Below are 17,602 nucleotides of genomic sequence, written 5' to 3' on the forward strand. Positions count from 1 at the left end.
TGCCGAAGCGCCGGCGGCGCCCGCACCGTGATCGCGTAGAGCCGGGGAGATGCCTGTCTCGCGCCAGGGGGTCGTCCTCGGAACGGCCGCGTACGTCCTGCGGGGCCTGTCGGCCCTCTCCTGGCCGCTCGTCGAGCCCACCGGCCCGGTGGAGATCCTGGCACTGCGGATGGTGTGGTCGCCGGTCGCGATCGGCCTGCTGGTGCTCGCGCTCGGCCGTCGGCGGCAGGTGGCGGCCATCCTGCGCCGGCACCGCCAGGTGGCGCTGCCGGCCCTCGCCGGTTTCCTCACCACGGTCAACTGGATGGTGTTCATCTGGGCCACCATGAACGGGCACGTCGTCGACGCCTCGCTCGGCTACTTCATCACCCCGCTGGTCAGCGTCGCGTTCGGGGTGTTCCTTCTCGGGGAGCGGCTGGGCGCCTGGCCGTGGGCGGGCGTCGGCCTGGGCGCGGAGCGGCGTCAGGGGCAGGGCGCCCGGATGCACTGGATCTCGCCCGGATCCGCGGACTTGGTGGGCTCCGGATCGGCCGTCGGCTCCTGCGGACCGGGCGTGGTGGGCTCCTCGGTCGGCTCGGGCTCCTTGGTGGGGCTCTGCGTCGGCGTCGCCGTCGGCTCCGACGTGGTGGCGGAGGGGGTCGGCGTCGGCGTGGCGGTGACCGTCGGGGTGGTCGTGGCCGTGACGCTCGGCCGCGGGACCGTCGTGGCCGCGCGCGGCGGCGGGGCCGACTGCCTGGCGGTGGTGACGGGAGCGCCGGTGGCCGGGGCCGCCACGCTCGTCGTGACGGGCGGCGTGACGGGCTGGACGGGGTCGGCCGAGCTCTCGGGGCGCAGCCAGATCGAACCGGCGACGGCCACGGTGACCGTGACGGCGGCGGCCACGGCCAGCAGCGCGCTGCGGGCCCGGCGCCGCGCGCCGCCCGGCGCGGTGGCGTGCGGGTCGGAACCGGCCGGGTGCGGCGAGGGCAGCGTGCCCGGCTCGGTGGCGGCCGGCGACGCCGGCCCGCCGGGCGCACCGGCGGGCGCCGCCGCGCGGGCGGCGGACGTGCCCGCGGGCGGGGCGGCCGGGGAGCCCGGCGGGGTGACGGAGGAAGGTGTGGCCGAGGCCGGGGTGCCGGACGGTGGCACGACGCCGGGTGCCGCGCCGGGCACGACGCCGGACGCCGCGCCGGGCAGGAGGGGCGCGACGTCGGGTGCCGCCAGGGCCTGGCGCGCGGCGGCGGCCAGCGCGACGGCAGACGGCCAGCGCCGGGCGGGTTCCTTCTCCAGCGCCCCGGCGACCACCGCGCGCGGCCCGGCCGGAACCTCGGCGGGCAACGGAGGCACATCGGCGTGCAGGTGCTTGAAGATGATCTGCACCGGGGTCTCGCCCTGGAAGGGCAAGTGCCCGGCCAGGCACTCGAAGGCGACCACGCCGAGCGCGTAGACGTCGACCGAGGGCGTCACCTCGCTGGCCGACGCCAGCTCGGGTGCGCAGTAGCCGGCCGAGCAGAGCATCGCGCCGGTGGCGGTGAGGTGGCCCGCCGAGGCGGAGTGGGCGATGCCGAAGTCGGTGAGGGCGACCCGGCCGTCGGACCTGATGAGCAGGTTGGCCGGCTTGACGTCGCGGTGCACGATGCCCTGCTCGTGCGCGGCGGACAGCGCGTCGGCCACCTCGGCGACCAGGCGCATGGTGGCGGCCGGGCCGAGCGGCCCGCGGCGCAGCACCCGGTCGAGCGACTCGCCCTCGACGAACTCCATCACCAGGAAGCTCACCCTGCGGCCGGCGACCTCGCACACGCCGTAGTCGTAGACGTCGACCACGCCGGGGTGCCGGAGCGTGGCCATGGCCCTGGCTTCGTTCTGGAATCGCTGGGCGAAGGCCGGGTCCTCGGCCAGCGCGGGCGTCATGACCTTGACGGCCACGGTGCGGCCGAGCACGGTGTCGTCGGCGCGCCACACCTCGCCCATGCCGCCGCCACCGACACGGCTGGTCAGCGCGTAGCGGTCGTTGAGCGTGGTACCGGGGGCGAGCACGTCTTCGAGGCTAACACCGGGGGAGCGATGCGACCGCCGAATCGCCGTGCGCGTCGTGTCCCCGCCACGGGACTCTCACCGCAGGTCAGCACGTCTCGCGGCCCGGACGCCGCGACCCCGGCCGCCCGAGGCGGGCCGGGGTCTGGACGAGCCGGTCGGACGGCCCGCGCGCCGGCGCCAGGCCGCGCGCGCCGGGACCGTCCCGGGGCGCGATGCGCCGGGACGGTCGCGGGACGCGCGCGCCGGGACGGCGCTAGGAGGCGTCCTTGGCCCGGTTGCGCAGGGCGCGGACGACGCCGTCGGCCCCCTCCATGATCAGGCGGCGCAGCGCCTGCGGCGGCTCCTCCTCGGCCAGGTAGCGCTCGGCCGCGGCCACCGTCTCCTGCTCGATGAGCAGCGACGGGAAGCAGCCCACCGCGAACGTGCTGGCCTGGTCGAACGTCCACTCCTTGTAGATCCGCCCGACTTCGGCGAAGTACGCCTCGCGGTACGGCTCCAGCAGCTCGGGGTGGTGCGGGTCCTGGAAGCCGGTGATCGTGGTGCGCGCGATGTGGTTGGCCAGCTTGCCGCCGACGACGCGCTCCCACGCCGCCGCCTTGGCCTCGGCCGTCGGCACGGCCGCGCGGCACAGCGCCGCCGACCGCTCACCGGTGGCGGTGGGGTCGCGGCGCAGCTCGGCCTCGATGTCGGTCTCGCCCAGCACTCCGCCCGAGACGAGCGCGTGCACCAGGCTCCAGCGCAGGTCGGCGTCGACGGTCAGCCCCTCGGGCACCGCCGAGCCGTCCAGGATGCCCTGGAGCAGCGCCAGGTCGTCGCCGGAGGTGGCGACGGGGGCGAACGCCTGCAGGAACGCGAGCTGGTGGTCGGAGCCGGGCTCGGCCGCGGCCAGCCGCGCGCGCAGCTCGGCGGCCAGCAGCGCCAGGCCCTCCTGCCGCCAGGCCGGGTCCGCGTACTGCTGCACGGCCTGGCGGGCCTGCCGCAGCACGGCCTGCAGGACCGTGATGTCCTTGACCGTGCCCGCGCCCGAGACGACCAGCTTGACGTAGTCGCGGGTGGACAGCTCGCCGTCGCGCGTCATGTCCCACGCCGCCGACCAGCACAGGGCGCGCGGCAGCGACTCGGTGAACGCGGCGATGCCGCCGTCGACGAGCGTGCGCAGCGACCGCTCGTCCAGGCGGATCTTGGCGTACGTCAGGTCGTCGTCGTTGACCAGCACCAGGTCGGGCTGTTCGACGCCGACCAGCTCCGGCACGGCGGTCCGCGCGCCCACGACGTCCAGCTCGACGCGCTTGGTCCGGGTCAGCTCGCCGCCGGCCAGCGAGTAGAGGCCGATGGCGACCCGGTGCGAGCGCAGCGTCGGGTAATCGGCCGGCGCCTCCTGCAGCACCTCGAAGCTCTCGAACCGGCCGTCGGCGGACACCTCGAACGACGGGCGCAGCGTGTTGACCCAGGCCGTCTCCAGCCACTCCTTCGACCACGACGACAGGTCGCGGCCCGAGGTGCGCTCCAGGGCGGTGAGCAGGTCCTTCAGCTCGGTGTTGCCCCAGGCGTGCTCGCCGAAGTAGTCGCGTACCCCGGCCAGGAAGTTGTCCAGGCCGACGTAGGCGACGAGCTGCTTGAGCACCGAGGCGCCCTTGGCGTAGGTGATGCCGTCGAAGTTGACCTCGACCGCCTGCATGTCGGGGATGTCGGCGGCGATGGGGTGGGTGGAGGGCAGCTGGTCCTGGCGGTAGGCCCAGGACTTCTCCACGTTCGCGAACGTGGTCCACGCGCCCTTGCCCCAGCGGGTCGCCTCGGCCTGGGCGAGCACCGACATGTAGGTGGCGAACGACTCGTTCAGCCACAGGTCGTCCCACCAGCGCATGGTGACCAGGTCACCGAACCACATGTGCGCCATCTCGTGCAGGATCGTCTCGGCCCGCCGCTCGACGACGGCGTCCGTGACGCGCGAGCGGAAGACGTAGTCCTCCAGGAAGGTGACGCAGCCCGCGTTCTCCATCGCGCCCGCGTTGAACTCCGGCACGAACAGCTGGTCGTACTTGCCGAACGGGTAGCGGACGCCGAACACCTCGTGGAAGAAGTCGAAGCCCTGCCGGGTGACCTCGAAGATGTTGTCGGCGTCGAGGTGCTCGGCCAGCGAGGCGCGGCAGTAGATGCCGAGCGGGATGCCGTCGTGCTCCGACGTCACCTTGTGGTACGGCCCGGCCACCAGCGCGGTGATGTACGTGGACATGACCGGCGTGGGCGGGAACTCCCACCGCTTGGCGGCCCGCGCCGCGCCGTGCCTGCCGCCCTCCTCGGCCAGCTCCGTCACCGCGGACGGAGCCGCGTTGGAGACGACCTCCCAGTCGGCCGGGGCCAGCACGGTGAGCTGGAAGGTGGCCTTGAGGTCGGGCTGGTCGAAACAGGCGTACATGCGGTGGGCGTCGGCCGTCTCGAACTGGCTGTGCAGGTAGACCTTCTGGTCCACCGGGTCGACGAAACGGTGCAGGCCCTCGCCCGTGCGCATGTAGGTGCAGTCGGCGTCGATGCGCAGCTCGTTGGACTCGGCCAGGGACGGCAGCGGGAAGCGGCCCCGCTCGGCGTCGTAGGCGGAGACGTCGAGCTCCTCGCCGTTGAGCGTCACCTTGCGGACCTTGGCGCCGTGCAGGTCGATGAAGGTCGACGCGCCGGCCCGCGTGCTGCCGAACCGGACGGTGGTGATGCTCTCGAAGCGCTCCTCACCGTCCGTCAGGTCGAGTGCGACGTCGTACGCCTCGACTCTCAGCAGCCGGGCGCGCTCACGAGCCTCGTCCCGGGTCAGGTTGCCTGCCAAGTTGTGCTCCTTTTCACCACTTCGTCGGGGTAATCGGTATCCTGTCACGCTCGGAATAGGACACCGACCCACTCAGGTTATGACCACACATGACTGCGAAGACTCCTGTCGATCTGTGGTTCGACCCTTTCTGCCCGTACGCCTGGGCGACGTCGCGATGGCTGCTCGAGGTCGAGAAGGTGCGCCCCATCGAGCCCCGCTGGCACCTGATGAGCCTTTTCGTGCTCAACGAGGGCAAGGACGTGCCCGACGACTACCGTGAGCTGGTCGGCCGGGCACAGCAGCTGGTCAGGGTCGTGGCCGCCGCCCAGCAGAAGTACGGCGACCAGGTCACCGGCCCCCTCTACACCGAGCTGGGCACCCGGCTGCACAACGGGCGCATGAGCAAGCGCCCGCACCTGCTGCGCCAGACTGCCGAGGAGGCCCTGGAGGCCGCCGGCCTCGACCGCAAGCTCGCCGACGCGATGGAGTCCGAGGAGTACGAGGACGCCATCCGCGCCTCCCACGACGAGGGCATGGCCCTGGTCGGACAGGAGGTCGGCACCCCCGTCATCCGGGTCGGCCCCAACGCCTTCTTCGGCCCGGTCATCACCCGCATCCCCCGCGGTGACGAGGCCGGCCGCCTGTGGGACGGCGTGCTGCTGGTCACCGCCTTCGAGGACTTCTTCGAGCTCAAGCGCTCCCGTACCCGCGAGGTCAGCTTCGACTGACCTCGGCGCGCCGTACCAATCTGGGCAACACATCCCCTTGTCGGGCGCATGACCGTACAGTGCTGAAAAAGCACTCCGCTGACTACGCTGAGTCAGCGCCACCGCGATTTTCGACACTGTGCGTCATGCTCCGGCTCTCGCTTTGTCGGTGTGGGCGCGCGAGGATGGGAGCCATGCGCAGGCTGTACATCGGGGGCACGTGGACCGCGTCGGTCTCCGGAGAAGCGATCGACGTCGTCAACCCGGCGACGGAAGAGATCATCGACAGGGTGCCCGCCGGCGCCCCCGACGACGTGGAGAGCGCGGTCCTGGCGGCGCGAAGAGCGTTCCCCTCCTGGTCGGCCACCGATCCGGCCGAACGCGCCAAGCTGCTGGCAGCCGCCGCCTCCCTCGTCGAGCAGCGCGCCGACGACATCGCCGCGACGATCGCGACCGACATGGGCGCGCCGCTCAGGTTCGCGCGCAAGGTGCAGACGCTCATGCCCGCCGGGGTGCTCGCCTCCTACGCGCGGCTGGCCGAGAGCCACCCGCGCGAGACCCGGGTCGGCAACTCCCTCGTCGTCAAGGAACCGGTCGGCGTCGTCGCCGCGATCACGCCCTGGAACTACCCGCTCCACCAGGTCGTCTGCAAGGTGGCCCCGGCGCTGGCGGCCGGCTGCACGGTCGTGCTCAAGCCCAGCGAGGTGGCGCCGCTCGCCGCGTACGCGCTGGCGGACATCCTGCACGAGGTCGGACTGCCTCCCGGAGTGTTCAACCTCGTCAGCGGGCGCGGCCCGGTCGTCGGCGAGGCGATGGCCGCCCACCCCGAGGTCGACATGGTCTCCTTCACCGGCTCCACCGCGGCCGGGCGCCGGGTCGCCGCGCTCGCCGTCGAGACCGTCAAACGGGTCGCGCTCGAACTCGGCGGCAAGTCCGCCGCCATCATCCTGCCCGACGCCGACCTGCCCGCCGCCGTCAAGGCCGGCGTCGCCAACTGCTTCGTCAACGCCGGCCAGACCTGCTCGGCGTGGAGCCGCATGCTCGTCCACCGCGACCAGTACGACGAGGCCGTCCGGCTGGCCGTCGAGGCGGCCCGCGCGCACACCGTCGGCGACCCTTTCGACGAGGCCACCCGCGTCGGCCCGCTCGTCTCCGCCGCCCAGCGCGACCGCGTCGTCCGCTACATCAACCGGGGCCAGGAGGAGGGCGCCAGGCTGGTGGCCGGCGGCACCGAACGCCCGCGTGAGCGCGGCTACTACGTCGAGCCCACCGTCTTCGCCGGCGTGGAGCCCGGCATGTCGATCGAGCAGGACGAGATCTTCGGCCCGGTCCTCGTGATCGTCCCCTACACCAGCGAGGACCAGGCGGTCCGCATCGCCGACGGCACCCGCTACGGCCTGTCGGGCGCCGTCTGGGCCGCCACCGACGAGCGCGCCCTCGCCGTGGCCCGCCGCCTCCGCACCGGCCAGGTGATGATCAACGGCGGCCGGTTCAACCCGATGGCGCCCTTCGGCGGCTACAAGCAGTCGGGCATGGGCCGCGAACTGGGGGAGTACGGCCTGGAGGAGTACCTGGAGACCAAGTCGCTCCAGCTCTGACCAGGTGCGATCTACGCCTTGAGCATGATCTTGCGGGCCGCGTCCTTGGGCAGCCGGTCGAGGTAGAGCCTGCCGTCGAGGTGGTCGGTCTCGTGCTGGAAGCAGCGCGCCAGCGAGCCGCGGGCCTTGATCCGCAGCGGGCGGCCGAGCCGGTCGAGCCCCTCGACGGTCACGCCGGCCGCCCGGCCGACGGGCGCGTACTGGGGCAGACCGGTCTGCCGGTCGGGCACCGACAGGCAGCCCTCGTCGTCGAGGATCTCCTCGGGATCGTCCACGGTCAGCACCGGGTTGATCACGTGCCCCTTGCGCCCGCTGATGTCGTAGACGAACAGCCGCCGCGACACGCCGATCTGCGGACCGGCCAGGCCCACGCCGTTCACCGCGTACATCGCCTCGAACATCTCGTCGATGAGGCGGCGCAACTCCTTGTCGAAGCCCTCGACGGGCTCGGCGGGGGTGCGCAGGACCGGGTCGCCGATCGCGCGGATCTCTCGCATGGCAGCTCTACTCCCGTAAGGACTGGTTGCGGTCAGGGGTCCTTACTGTAGCGAGCGCGCGCCCGCCGCTGAACTCCTGGCACCCGGCTGTGGAAGACTGGTCGACGTGCGTGTCTACATCGGTGCCGACCATGCCGGCTATGAGCTGAAGAACCACCTGGTGTCCTGGCTGAAGGACCACGGCCACGAGGTGATCGACTGCGGTCCCTTCGTCTACGACGCCGAGGACGACTATCCGGCGTTCTGCCTGCGCGCCGCCGAGGGCGTCGCCGGCGACCCGGGCAGCCTGGGCGTGGTCATCGGCGGCTCCGGCAACGGCGAGCAGATCGCCGCCAACAAGGTGCGCGGCATCCGCGCCGCCCTCGCCTGGAACGAAGAGACCGCCGAGCTGGCGCGCGAGCACAACAACGCCAACGTCGTCAGCGTCGGAGCCCGGATGCACTCCACGGAGGAGGCGACGAGGTTCGTCGAGGTCTTCCTGACCACGGCGTTCTCCGGGGCCGAACGGCACAGCCGGCGCATCGCCCAGGTGGCCGCGTACGAGACGATCGGCCAGCTCCCCTCGCTGCCCTCCTGAGCCTGTCGACGGGAGCGGCGGCGCCGGGCGCCGCGACCGTCAGGACTGGCGGCGCCGGGGCTCACGCCTCGGCATCTCGTCGCGCAGCGGCCGCCGGTCCGCGGCCTCCTGCTGCTCCTTCGACGGCCGCGACACGTCGCGGGCCCGCATCGCCGTGATCGCCGTGATCTGCAAACTCTGCAACGCCATGGGGGAGAGCCTACGTCCGGACGCGGGAGCGCCTCCTTCAGTTCGGCCCGACGCCCACGGCCCGGCGGACGGTGGCGGGATCGTCCAGGGCGTCGAGCATGGCGCGGGCGAGATCGCTCCGGGCCAGGCTCCAGCCGGGGACGTTGGCGTCCATCGCGGTGCGGTAGCGACCGGCGGGCGGGTCGTCGGTGAGGTAGGGCGGCCGCAGGACCGTCCAGTCGGTGTCGCCGGCCGCGAGAATTCGCTCCATGCGCTCCAGGTCGCGGTAGACGTGGCGGTAGATCGTCCGCAGCAGCGGCCGGGCGGTCAGGCGGTACCACCATGAATCCCCCGCCCCGCCTCTCAGCACCGGCTGGGCGCTGATGGCGACGATCCGGCGTACGCCCGCCTCTGCCATCGCCTCGGTGATCCCCGCCACCGCGGTCGAGCAGACCGAGGTCGCGGTACGTCCTCGCGGCCCCAGCACCGACAGGACGGCGTCGTGCCCGGCCAGCAGCGGAACCAGCGACGGCGGATCGAAGATGTCGGCCACGACGGCGTCCGCGAGTGCCCCGGGCGAGCGCACCACAGCCGTCACGTGATGACCGGCCGCCCGCGCCTGCCGGACCAGTTCGCGCCCTGTCCCGCCGCTGGCGCCGAAGACCACGATTCTCATCGGACACCCTCCGTCCTGCGCAGCAGGACGAGCACGAGGACGGCGAACGAGGCCACCCAGACGGCCCCGGCCAGCATGAAGGCCACGCCCAGCCCGGTGAGCGGCAGGATGCCGCTGACCGTCAGCCCCACCATGGCGATGCCCGCGACGGCGTTGACCGTGGCCGCGATCGAGGGCAGGACGGGATGGCCGCTGAAGACCAGCAGCAGGACGGCCCCTCCCAGCATGGCGGCTCCGATGGGAACGATCCAGGAGCCGGGCACGCCGATCGCGCCGGCCAGCCCCTGCCCGCCGACCAGCACGGAAACCCCGAAGATCCCTGTCCCGACACCGTCGACGCGCAGGCTGGCGCGGAGCGCGCGCTGTTGCGACACGACACCTCCACAGTTCAAATATTTTAACTGTTCGATTTTTTGAACTGTATACTCCGTGTCCATGCCCAGCAACTCTGAGGCGGCCCGGCGCGAGATCCTCGAACTGATCCCCCAGGTGGCCGTCTACTTCCGTCGGCACCCCGCGCCGGGAATGCCCGACGGCCTGCGCATCGTCTTCGAGAGCCACTCCCTCACCCGGCGCCACGGCGCGGTCGTCACACAGCTCGGCCTCGACTCCCCGCTGACCGTCTCCGAACTCGCGGCACGGTTGGGCGTCTCCCTGCCCAACGCCAGCGACCTGGTGGGCGACCTGTGCCGGGCCGGTCTGGCCGACCGCGCCCCCGACCCGGCCAACCGGAGGCGCACGCTCGTCCACCTCAACCCCGAGCACCGCGCCGACGTGGCGGAGTTCCTGGAGATGCGGGCAGGCCCGCTCCTGCGCGCGATGGACGCGCTCACCCCCCAGCAGCGGGAAGGATTCCTGGCCGGGCTGCGCGCGTGGGCGGCCGAGATCGCCGACCGAGAATGAGCAGGCCCCGGCCTGCCGCACGGCGCGCCACCATTCCGGCCGAGGTCCGCCGCCTCCTTCACCCGGGTGGGCGCCTGGCGTGCCTGGCCCCTCCTCGGTGAGCGTGCACCACTTGCAGGCCGCCCGAAGACGACCGATGCCTCGAACCTGGATGCCATGGCGCGCGCGGCGCCCGGCCCTGCCGGCGCCGCGCCCGACCGGCGTCTAGAACACCAGCCCCGTCCACGGCTTGGGATCCCAGGCCATGGCCGCGGCGAGCGCCCGCACCGAGCCCGGCGTGTGCTCGCGCAGCAGCCCCGCGCCGAGCTGCGCCGCCAGCACACCGTCGCCCAGGAAGGCCGAGCCGAGGGCCCTGACCGGCAGCGTCACGTCCGGCTCGTCGTCCACCGGCTTGCACTCGGCGCCCGTCGGGTCGGCGCTGAGCCGCCACCGGCGGGCGTTCCACGGGCACACCGCGTCCTCGACCTCGAGCACCACGTCCACCGGCGCCGCGTACGAGCGCCCGGCCAGCGCCCGGTCCACCTCCACCAGGCGGACCCACAGCTCGTCGTACCAGCCGGCGCGAAGCTGACGCTGGTTGGCCAGCAGCGCCACGATCGGGTCGTCCACCGGCCTGCTCACCGCCTGCACCTGCGAGACCAGGTCACGGTCCAGCACGCTGCGCCACAGCAGCGCGTACGCGGCGGGATCGACGGCCTCCAGCTCGTACAGGCTCAGCTCGCCTTCGGGCGTGCCGCCCGCGTCCCAGGACGGCTTGACCCGGAACAGCGCGTAGCCGCGGACGCCCTCGTCGTCCTCCGCCACGACCGAACGCAGCGAGCCCGCCCCCTGCTGGTCGGCCTCGCTGTCGGCGAGCACACCGGCCCAGAACGAGTCGTTGCGCTCGTAGCGCCCCGGCCGCAGGCCCACGACGGAGGCGAAGACCCTCTCGTAGGCGGCGCGCGACTCGGCGGGCTTGACCACGCGAAGCCGCAGCGACGGGTCGTGCGGCGCGCCCGCCACGAAGCCGGTGCCCTCCGTCCGCACCCGGAACGACAGGTTCGACGAGGCCCGGCCGTAGCCGAACCGGCCGTAGATCCCGGCCTCGGAGGCGTACAGGGCGGCGACGCTCTCCCCGCGCTCCCGGATGTCGGCGAGCTGCCTGCGCATCAGCGACGCCAGGATGCCCCGCCTGCGGTGCGACGGCAGCACGCTGACGGCCGTCACCCCCGCGACCGGCAACCGCCCGCCGGGCACCGTCATGGTGAGGCTGAAGACGGAGGTGACACCCGCGATCGTGTCGCCGTCGAACGCCGCCAGCGTACGGTCGAACTCCGTGCCGGCCTTCCACCGCGCCTCCTGCGACGGGTGGGGAGTCGTGTTGAAGCCCTCTTCGAGCACACCGGCGAAGGCGGGCCACTCGGCCTCACTGATCGGGCGGATGGGATACGTCATCCCTCCACCGTAGGAGGGGGCAAAGGGCGTCGGCCACCGATTATCCGTCCTTGATGATCAAGGCATTGGTCAAGTGGGATGCCCAAAGAGGGGCCAGACCGATACAGTCAGGCGCATCATGACTTCCCGTCCGGCGCCGCTCATCCCGCCACGGCTCCGCGCGTTCCTCGTGCGGGTGCCGCTGCTGGTGCCCGCCGTCCGGCTGCTCCGCAAGGGGCTGCTGGCCAGTGACCGCAACCTGACGGTGACGCTGATCATACTCACCCTCGTGGTGGGCGCGCTCGCCGCGCGGGTGTCCACCGAGTGGTTCTCGCCGTCGCTGCTCATCCTCATCACGCTGGTGGGCGGACTCCAGCTCCGGCTGACCAGCCTGGCCAAGCTGCTCACGGCGGTCGCCGTCGCGCTCGGCTACATCGCCCTCACCCTGGGGCCGGGCGGCATCGGCGTCGGTCTCATGGTGACGATCGGGTTCACCACCGTGCTCGCGGTCCTCATGGCGCGCACCCGGGGCAAGCTCGGCGTTCAGGGGCTGCGCGGCGACGCCATGCTGCTGGAGCTGCGCGACAGGCTCAAGAGCCAGGGCGAGCTGCCGCCGCTGCCCAAGGACTGGGGCGCCAAGGTGGTGCTCAAGCAGGCGGGCGGCTCCTCCTTCGGCGGCGACTTCCTGGTCTCGATGCGCGACGGCGACCAGGTGGACATCGCCCTGGTCGACGTCTCCGGCAAGGGCGTCGACGCAGGCACCAGAGCCCTGCTGCTGTCGGGCACGTTCGGCGGGCTGCTCGGCTCCGTCGACGACTTCCTGCCCGCCTGCAACGCCTACCTGCACCGCCAGCGCGGCGACGAGGGGTTCGTCACCGCCGTGCACGTCCGGCTCGACCTGACCACCGGCGACTACACGATCACCTCGGCCGGCCATCCGCCCGTGGTGAAGTTCGACGCGGGCACCGGGAGCTGGCAGGTCGCCTCCGCCAAGGGCGTCGTCCTCGGCGTCGTACCCGACCTGCACTGCGAGCCCGAGCGCGGCACCCTGCGCAAGGGCGACGCGCTGCTGCTCTACACCGACGGGCTGATCGAGCAGCCGGGCCGCGACATCGACGCCGGACTCGACCGGCTGCTCGGCGAGGCCGAGCGGCTGCTGCCGTCGGGGTTCCGCGACGGCGCCCGGGCCCTGGTCAACGCCATGGCTTCCGGCCACAACGACGACTGCGCGCTGGTGCTCGTCTGGCGCCCCTGACCCGTGTCGTTCGTCATGGGTCCGGCCGTGCGCTCGTACACCCTCAGATCGTGCGCGACGTCACTGGTCCGGCCCCGTGGCCGCTGGGATGCTCATGGTGCTCGCCCATGACCCGAGCCCCGGAGGAGCGGCGCGGCTCCTTCCGGGGCCCGGCTCGCACCGCCCGTACCGGCGGACGTGGTCAGAGCCAGCCCGAGTCGCTGGCGATGCGCACGGCGTCCACGCGGTTGCGCGCCCCGGTCTTGCACATGATGCGCGACAGATGGTTGCGCACGGTGCCGACCGACAGGAACAGCTCGTCGGCGATCTCCGCCGACCGCGCGCCGCCGGCCGCGATGCGCAGCACGTCGAGCTCGCGCCGCGTCAGCGGGTTGACCGCCGCCTGCAGGGCGGCGACCGCCAGCTCCGCGTCCACGGCGCGGTGGCCGGCGGCGACCCGGCGCAGCCCGTCGGCGAGCTGCTCCGGCGCCACGTCGAGGCTCATGAAGCCGAGCGCGTGCGCGGCCAGCGCCCGGCGCACCTGCCCGGGGCTGGGCCGGGCCGACAGCATCAGCGCCCGGCAGCCCGGCGCCTGCTCGCGCAGCCGCGCCACGGCCGGCACGCCGCCCGCGCCGGGCAGGTCGAGATCGACGACCGCGGTGTCGGCGCCGCCGGCCAGCGCCGCGGCGACGAGGTCGTCGGCGTGCCCCACCTCGCCCACGACACGCAGATCGGGCTCCGCGCCGAGGGAGGCGACGAGGCCCCGCCGGACGAGCGGCAGGTGCTCGGCGACCAGGATCCGGATCAAGGCGCTCCCTTCCCCATGCCCCAGGGTGATCGTATGATCGCATACTGTCAACGCAGTCTGTCGATTCCGCAAAGCGGGCGCAAGCCGTTCAGGAGGGGAGAGTTCGACTAGTCTGGAGGGCTGTCGGGACCTTTCCGCCTACCTGGAGCACGCCTACATGGACTGGCTGTACGTCGCGGGGATCGGCATCTTCTTCGTCGGGCTGATGGCCTCCATCGCGCTGCACGAGCTGGGTCACCTGGTGCCGGCCAAGCGCTTCGGCATCCGCGTGCCGCAGTACATGGTGGGCTTCGGCCCCACCGCGTGGTCCTTCCGCCGCGGCGAGACCGAGTACGGCATCAAGTGGATCCCGCTCGGCGGCTACATCCGCATGATCGGCATGCTCCCGCCGCGCCCCGGTGACGACCCGACGCGGCTGCGCGGCTCCTCGACCGGCCCGTTCCAGGGGCTCATCGACTCCGCCCGGCAGGCCGCGCTCGAAGAGGTGCGGCCGGGCGACGAGGACCGCGTCTTCTACCGCAAGAAGTGGTGGCAGAAGGTCATCGTCATGTCCGGCGGCCCGCTGATGAACTTCGTGCTGGCCTTCGTGTTCTTCTCGATCCTGCTGGTCGGCATCGGCCTGCCCGTGAGCGCCCCCATCGTCTCCCCCCAGACCAACACCTGCGTGATCCCGGTCGCCGAGAAGCGCGCCGACTGCCGGCCGGGCGACCGGCCCACGCCGGCCGCCAAGGCCGGCCTGAAGCCCGGTGACAGGCTCGTCTCGTTCGGCGGCCAGAAGATCGCCACCTGGGCCGACGCGACCCGGCTGATCCGCTCCCACGGCGCCGGCCCGGTGCAGATCGGCATCGTCCGCGACGGCAGGCCCATGACGCTCCAGGCCACGCTCATCGCCGAGGACCGCCCCCGCCTCGACGACCCGAAGCGGACCGAGAAGGTCGGCTTCCTCGGCGTGATGCCGACGGAGGTCATGCAGAAGCAGAGCATGGGCCAGGTCGTCGGCTACATGGGCGAGCTGACCGGCCGCGTCGCCGTGTCGCTGGTCCGGCTGCCGGAGAAGATGGTCGGCGTGTGGAACGCCGCCTTCTCGGGCGCCGAACGCGACCCCGAGGGCCCGGTGGGCGTGGTGGGCGCGGGCCGGATGGGCGGCGAGATCCTCGCCTCCGACCTGCCACCCGAGCAGAAGCTCGGGATCTTCATCAACCTGCTGGCCGGCTTCAACCTGGCCATCGGCATGTTCAACCTCATCCCGCTGCTCCCGCTCGACGGCGGCCACATCGCCGGCGGCCTCTGGGAGGGACTCAAGCGCGGCTACGCCAAGGTCATGCGCCGCCCCGAGCCCGCCCACGTCGATATCGCCAAGGTGCTGCCCCTGACCTACGCGCTGGCCATCATGATGATCATCATGGCGGGGCTGCTGCTGTACGCCGACCTGTTCAACCCGCTGCGGCTCACCGGCTGACGGCCGGGCGCCCGCGTAGGGTCGTGTCCATGGAGGACCCACTCGACCTGCTGCGCGGACTCTGCCTGGCCCTCCCCGAGACCACCGAACGGCTCAGCCACGGCGAGCCGACCTGGTTCGTCCGGGACAAGAAGGTGTTCGTCACCTTCGCCGACCACCACCACGACGACCGGCTCGCCTTCTGGTGCGCCGCCCCGGCCGGGCTGCAGGAGGAACTGGTGGCCGCGGACCCGCGCCGCTTCTTCCGCCCGCCGTACGTCGGACACCGCGGGTGGCTCGGCGTCCACCTGGACGTCGAGGTCGACTGGACGGAGGTCGCGGAGATCGTCAGGGACGCCTACCGCGTGGTCGCGCCCAGGTCCCTGGTCGCCCGCATGCCCTGACCGGCCGGGCCGTGGGAGACACGGTGCCGTCCGTGGACGGCGATTCGTGCAGAGCATGCACACGCCCTGCACGGAATCGCCGCAACCGGTGCCTATGATCACCCCCGTGCCCACAGACACCGTCGCCACGCCATGGCGTCCCAGCCGGTCGGCGGCGCTCGCCCCTCCGACGCTGGCGTCCCTGGTCACCGGCTACGCGACGAGCATCCCGGGCTCCAACGTGTCCTTGCTGGGGGCGAGCGCCGTCTTCTGGGCGATCGTCGGCCTGGCCTGGCTGTGCACGCTCGCCCGCATGCTGTTCAGGCCAGGCCGCCTGGCCCTGTTGCGGCGCGCCTGGCAGGTGTGGGCCCTGCCTCCCCTGATCGTCGTGCTGACCGGAGGCCTGCTGTACCTCGACGCACCCATGCTGGCCCGCTTCACCCTGTCCCGCCCCGCGCTCGACGCCGCCGCCCGGACCGTGTCACAGGGCGGGCCGCTGCCCCGCGACGACGAGTGGATCGGCCTGTTCCCGGTGGAAGGGGCGGAGCGCATTCCCGGCGGACTCTTCTTCGCCGTCGAAGGGGCGGGTCTCATCGGGTCCACCGGCTTCGCCTACAGCCCGGATGGCGAGCCGCCGCAGGTCGGCGGCGAGGAAGCCTACGCCCACCTGCACGGCCCCCTGGTACACCTGGTGGCAGGACATCTGACGGCGACCTCTCATGACGGGCCGGACGACCACGTCCTGGATACGAGACACGCCGGGACACTCCGCACCGGCACGCAGACGTTCACCGCCGCTGCCCGGTGCGCCGGCGGCGCCGCCCGCTCCACCGCCACCCTCCTGACACGCCACGGCACGCGCACATCGACCCGCTCGCGGAATGCGCTGGAGGTAGTGGCGGAGGGGCGTATTCAGAGTGTGGGAATTCTCGTCACTCGAGGGCGCTGTAGCCCCAGGGCTCCGGCGTAGTGGATATTTGTCCGGTTTCTCGGCCATGCGAGGTCCAGAACGGTGAGGGTGCGGGTGGTGGGCTGCCGGCCCGCACGCCGACGCGCTGATCGTGGCCGCGGACCTCACCAACTGCCCTGGAGGAGGAGCAGGAACGGCGGGATGGGGTTCGCCACGGTGGTCACGTTGGCCGCCACGACCCCCAGCGCGGCCACGGCCAGCACCGCCGTGAGCAGGCTGAGCCACCGACGCCGGCGCCACACCACCACCGACAGGCCGATGAGGACGGCTGCCAGGAGGCCGACCAGTACGGCCTTCACCACGTGCCAGCGCACATACTCGTCGAGCATCACGTCCAGGGCGGGCGACACCGGGCCGTTCTCAAGCTGGTCGCGGACCTGGGCCTGGACGGCGGCCAGATCGGCGTCGGCGGGTCCGGACGCCAGAATCGGCAGTAGCGTGCCGAAGGGCGACACGGCCCCCTGGGCGTTGGCGATCAGCAGCACCGCCGCGGCGAGCGCGAGCGCCCCGATCGGCAACCGGAACCGCCGGAGCCGGACGGCGAGTGTCACCAGCACCGTGAGCAGCGGCAGTGCGATCACCATCCGCGCCAAGTAGTAGCGGAACTGGTGGTCGACGAGGTGCTGGAGGTCGGGCGGGAAGTCCGGACCGCCTGAGGCGCAGTAGGCGACAAAGGCGCGCGGGAAGTCGTCAAGCCGGCCGGGGCCCAGCAGCGGCGGGGCGAGGAAGAACGCGGCGGCCAGGAGAACGGCCATGGTGAGGAGCCCGGCGTCACGCCGCCGGGCGGTGGTGGTGATCAAAGGGGACTCCTAGTCGGATCGGCTGCGCAGGTAGGCGAGCACGGCGAGGACCCGCCGGTTGGTGTCGTCGCTGACCGGCAGGTTCAGCTTGGTGAGCACGTTGCCGATGTGCTTGGCGACACCGGCCTCGGTCAGGGAGAGGAGCCGGGCGGCGGCCGCGTTCGAGTGCCCCTGAGCGACCAAGGCGAGGACCTCGCGTTCGCGGGCGGAGAGCTTTTTGAGCGGGTCGCGGCGGTGCTGCATCAGCTGCCGTACGACCTCGGGATCGACCACCGTGCCGCCCTCGGCCACCCGGCGGAGCTGCCCGGCGAACTCGGCCACATCGCCGATGCGGTCTTTGAGCAAGTAGCCGATGGACCGGCCGGAACCCGAGGCGAGCAGTTCCCCGGCGTAGCTGTGCTGCACGTACTGGCTGAGGGCGACCACCGCGAGACTGGGATCCTCGGTGCGCAGCGCGACGGCCGCCCGCAGCCCTTCGTCGGTGTAGTCCGGCGGCATCCGGACGTCGGTGACCACGAGCTCCGGGCGGTGCTCGCGGACAGCGGCCAGCAACGCGGGGGAATCCCCGACCGCGGCCATGACCTCGACCCCGAACCGGGGCAGCATCGCGCTCAGCC

The 17,602-nt window shown here is 72.4% G+C and carries 18 protein-coding genes and 1 pseudogene; 9 read left to right on the plus strand and 10 right to left on the minus strand.

Annotated elements, in window-relative coordinates; translation table 11 throughout:
* Positions 1-49: 49 nt before the first annotated feature.
* Positions 50-439 (plus strand): annotated as a pseudogene (locus tag CXR44_RS42200) (EamA family transporter); the annotation flags it as partial.
* A gap of 23 nt (positions 440-462) precedes the next feature.
* Here CXR44_RS42200 and CXR44_RS18535 read toward each other — a convergent pair.
* Together CXR44_RS18535 and pepN are read right to left on the minus strand one after the other, a co-directional pair.
* Positions 463-2,016, minus strand: a complete 1,554-nt coding sequence (locus tag CXR44_RS18535) for a serine/threonine-protein kinase (protein ID WP_101787308.1) — start codon at positions 2,014-2,016, stop codon at positions 463-465.
* 253 nt (positions 2,017-2,269) lie between these two features.
* The gene (gene pepN / locus CXR44_RS18540) at positions 2,270-4,831 is read right to left on the minus strand and encodes an aminopeptidase N (protein ID WP_101787309.1); all 2,562 of its coding nucleotides are present in this window, start codon (positions 4,829-4,831) and stop codon (positions 2,270-2,272) included.
* A gap of 89 nt (positions 4,832-4,920) precedes the next feature.
* Between pepN and CXR44_RS18545 the strand changes: the two genes are divergently transcribed.
* Together CXR44_RS18545 and CXR44_RS18550 are read left to right on the plus strand one after the other, a co-directional pair.
* Positions 4,921-5,541, plus strand: a complete 621-nt coding sequence (locus tag CXR44_RS18545; RefSeq protein WP_101787310.1) for a mycothiol-dependent nitroreductase Rv2466c family protein — start codon at positions 4,921-4,923, stop codon at positions 5,539-5,541.
* Between the two features lie 173 nt (positions 5,542-5,714).
* Entirely contained in the window at positions 5,715-7,118 is a 1,404-nt protein-coding gene (locus tag CXR44_RS18550) for an aldehyde dehydrogenase family protein (RefSeq protein WP_101787311.1), read from the plus strand.
* Positions 7,119-7,129: 11 nt separating this feature from the next.
* Here CXR44_RS18550 and def read toward each other — a convergent pair whose 3' ends face one another.
* The gene (gene def, locus CXR44_RS18555; protein ID WP_101787312.1) at positions 7,130-7,615 is read right to left on the minus strand and encodes a peptide deformylase; all 486 of its coding nucleotides are present in this window, start codon (positions 7,613-7,615) and stop codon (positions 7,130-7,132) included.
* A 106-nt stretch (positions 7,616-7,721) separates the two neighbouring features.
* Here def and CXR44_RS18560 point away from each other — a divergent pair, with 106 nt between their 5' ends.
* Positions 7,722-8,192: a ribose-5-phosphate isomerase gene (locus CXR44_RS18560; RefSeq protein ID WP_101787313.1), complete on the plus strand. Its 471-nt coding sequence runs from the start codon at positions 7,722-7,724 to the stop codon at positions 8,190-8,192.
* Positions 8,193-8,231: 39 nt separating this feature from the next.
* Here CXR44_RS18560 and CXR44_RS39500 read toward each other — a convergent pair whose 3' ends face one another.
* The 3 genes from CXR44_RS39500 to CXR44_RS18570 are packed head-to-tail and all read right to left on the minus strand — an operon-like array spanning position 8,232 to position 9,410.
* The gene (locus CXR44_RS39500; RefSeq protein ID WP_180903532.1) at positions 8,232-8,381 is read right to left on the minus strand and encodes a hypothetical protein; all 150 of its coding nucleotides are present in this window, start codon (positions 8,379-8,381) and stop codon (positions 8,232-8,234) included.
* A 37-nt stretch (positions 8,382-8,418) separates the two neighbouring features.
* Positions 8,419-9,036 (minus strand): NAD(P)-dependent oxidoreductase, encoded by a 618-nt coding sequence (locus tag CXR44_RS18565; RefSeq protein WP_101787314.1) that lies wholly within the window; start codon positions 9,034-9,036, stop codon positions 8,419-8,421.
* Positions 9,033-9,410 carry a hypothetical protein gene (locus CXR44_RS18570; protein WP_101787315.1) on the minus strand — a complete coding sequence of 126 codons (378 nt, stop codon included), beginning with the start codon at positions 9,408-9,410 and terminating at the stop codon, positions 9,033-9,035. The genes CXR44_RS18565 and CXR44_RS18570 overlap by 4 nt, the downstream gene beginning before the upstream one ends.
* Positions 9,411-9,471: 61 nt before the next feature.
* On the opposite strand from CXR44_RS18570, the gene CXR44_RS18575 reads away from it, so the two are divergent.
* Complete coding sequence (locus CXR44_RS18575; protein WP_101787376.1) at positions 9,472-9,939, plus strand: MarR family winged helix-turn-helix transcriptional regulator; 468 nt, start codon at positions 9,472-9,474, stop codon at positions 9,937-9,939.
* 204 nt (positions 9,940-10,143) lie between these two features.
* Here the strand turns inward: CXR44_RS18575 and CXR44_RS18580 are convergent, their stop codons facing one another.
* Complete coding sequence (locus CXR44_RS18580; RefSeq protein ID WP_101787316.1) at positions 10,144-11,373, minus strand: GNAT family N-acetyltransferase; 1,230 nt, start codon at positions 11,371-11,373, stop codon at positions 10,144-10,146.
* A 118-nt stretch (positions 11,374-11,491) separates the two neighbouring features.
* Here CXR44_RS18580 and CXR44_RS18585 point away from each other — a divergent pair, with 118 nt between their 5' ends.
* Positions 11,492-12,607: a PP2C family protein-serine/threonine phosphatase gene (locus CXR44_RS18585; protein ID WP_101787317.1), complete on the plus strand. Its 1,116-nt coding sequence runs from the start codon at positions 11,492-11,494 to the stop codon at positions 12,605-12,607.
* Positions 12,608-12,788: 181 nt separating this feature from the next.
* On the opposite strand, the gene CXR44_RS18590 is transcribed toward CXR44_RS18585, so the two are convergent.
* On the minus strand, positions 12,789-13,394 hold the full coding sequence (locus CXR44_RS18590) for a response regulator transcription factor (protein WP_101787318.1): 606 nt from the start codon (positions 13,392-13,394) through the stop codon (positions 12,789-12,791).
* A 157-nt stretch (positions 13,395-13,551) separates the two neighbouring features.
* Between CXR44_RS18590 and CXR44_RS18595 the strand changes: the two genes are divergently transcribed.
* The 3 genes from CXR44_RS18595 to CXR44_RS18605 all read left to right on the plus strand — a co-directional run bounded on the left by CXR44_RS18595 (position 13,552) and on the right by CXR44_RS18605 (position 16,185).
* Entirely contained in the window at positions 13,552-14,853 is a 1,302-nt protein-coding gene (locus tag CXR44_RS18595; RefSeq protein ID WP_101787319.1) for a M50 family metallopeptidase, read from the plus strand.
* 29 nt (positions 14,854-14,882) lie between these two features.
* Positions 14,883-15,236: an MmcQ/YjbR family DNA-binding protein gene (locus CXR44_RS18600; RefSeq protein ID WP_101787320.1), complete on the plus strand. Its 354-nt coding sequence runs from the start codon at positions 14,883-14,885 to the stop codon at positions 15,234-15,236.
* 106 nt (positions 15,237-15,342) lie between these two features.
* A complete protein-coding gene (locus tag CXR44_RS18605) occupies positions 15,343-16,185 on the plus strand; it encodes a hypothetical protein (protein ID WP_144069999.1) in 843 nt (280 codons plus the stop codon).
* A gap of 104 nt (positions 16,186-16,289) precedes the next feature.
* On the opposite strand, the gene CXR44_RS18610 is transcribed toward CXR44_RS18605, so the two are convergent.
* Together CXR44_RS18610 and CXR44_RS18615 are read right to left on the minus strand one after the other, a co-directional pair.
* On the minus strand, positions 16,290-16,985 hold the full coding sequence (locus CXR44_RS18610) for a hypothetical protein (protein ID WP_101787322.1): 696 nt from the start codon (positions 16,983-16,985) through the stop codon (positions 16,290-16,292).
* 9 nt (positions 16,986-16,994) lie between these two features.
* Positions 16,995-17,591 carry a LuxR C-terminal-related transcriptional regulator gene (locus CXR44_RS18615; RefSeq protein ID WP_245899259.1) on the minus strand — a complete coding sequence of 199 codons (597 nt, stop codon included), beginning with the start codon at positions 17,589-17,591 and terminating at the stop codon, positions 16,995-16,997.
* Positions 17,592-17,602: the final 11 nt, after the last annotated feature.

It is taken from the genome of Nonomuraea indica, assembly GCF_002850745.1.
Lineage (GTDB): Bacteria > Actinomycetota > Actinomycetes > Streptosporangiales > Streptosporangiaceae > Nonomuraea > Nonomuraea indica.

What these genes read in the sequence shown, in the direction of transcription:
- CXR44_RS18545 (WP_101787310.1), top strand. Translation starts at nt 4,921, where the DNA reads ATGACTGCGAAGACTCCTGTCGATCTGTGGTTCGACCCTTTCTGCCCG.
- CXR44_RS18550 (WP_101787311.1), top strand. Translation starts at nt 5,715, where the DNA reads ATGCGCAGGCTGTACATCGGGGGCACGTGGACCGCGTCGGTCTCCGGA.
- def (WP_101787312.1), bottom strand. Translation starts at nt 7,615, where the DNA reads ATGCGAGAGATCCGCGCGATCGGCGACCCGGTCCTGCGCACCCCCGCC.
- CXR44_RS39500 (WP_180903532.1), bottom strand. Translation starts at nt 8,381, where the DNA reads ATGGCGTTGCAGAGTTTGCAGATCACGGCGATCACGGCGATGCGGGCC.
- CXR44_RS18565 (WP_101787314.1), bottom strand. Translation starts at nt 9,036, where the DNA reads ATGAGAATCGTGGTCTTCGGCGCCAGCGGCGGGACAGGGCGCGAACTG.
- CXR44_RS18575 (WP_101787376.1), top strand. Translation starts at nt 9,472, where the DNA reads ATGCCCAGCAACTCTGAGGCGGCCCGGCGCGAGATCCTCGAACTGATC.
- CXR44_RS18580 (WP_101787316.1), bottom strand. Translation starts at nt 11,373, where the DNA reads ATGACGTATCCCATCCGCCCGATCAGTGAGGCCGAGTGGCCCGCCTTC.
- CXR44_RS18585 (WP_101787317.1), top strand. Translation starts at nt 11,492, where the DNA reads ATGACTTCCCGTCCGGCGCCGCTCATCCCGCCACGGCTCCGCGCGTTC.
- CXR44_RS18595 (WP_101787319.1), top strand. Translation starts at nt 13,552, where the DNA reads ATGGACTGGCTGTACGTCGCGGGGATCGGCATCTTCTTCGTCGGGCTG.
- CXR44_RS18600 (WP_101787320.1), top strand. Translation starts at nt 14,883, where the DNA reads ATGGAGGACCCACTCGACCTGCTGCGCGGACTCTGCCTGGCCCTCCCC.
- CXR44_RS18615 (WP_245899259.1), bottom strand. Translation starts at nt 17,591, where the DNA reads ATGCTGCCCCGGTTCGGGGTCGAGGTCATGGCCGCGGTCGGGGATTCC.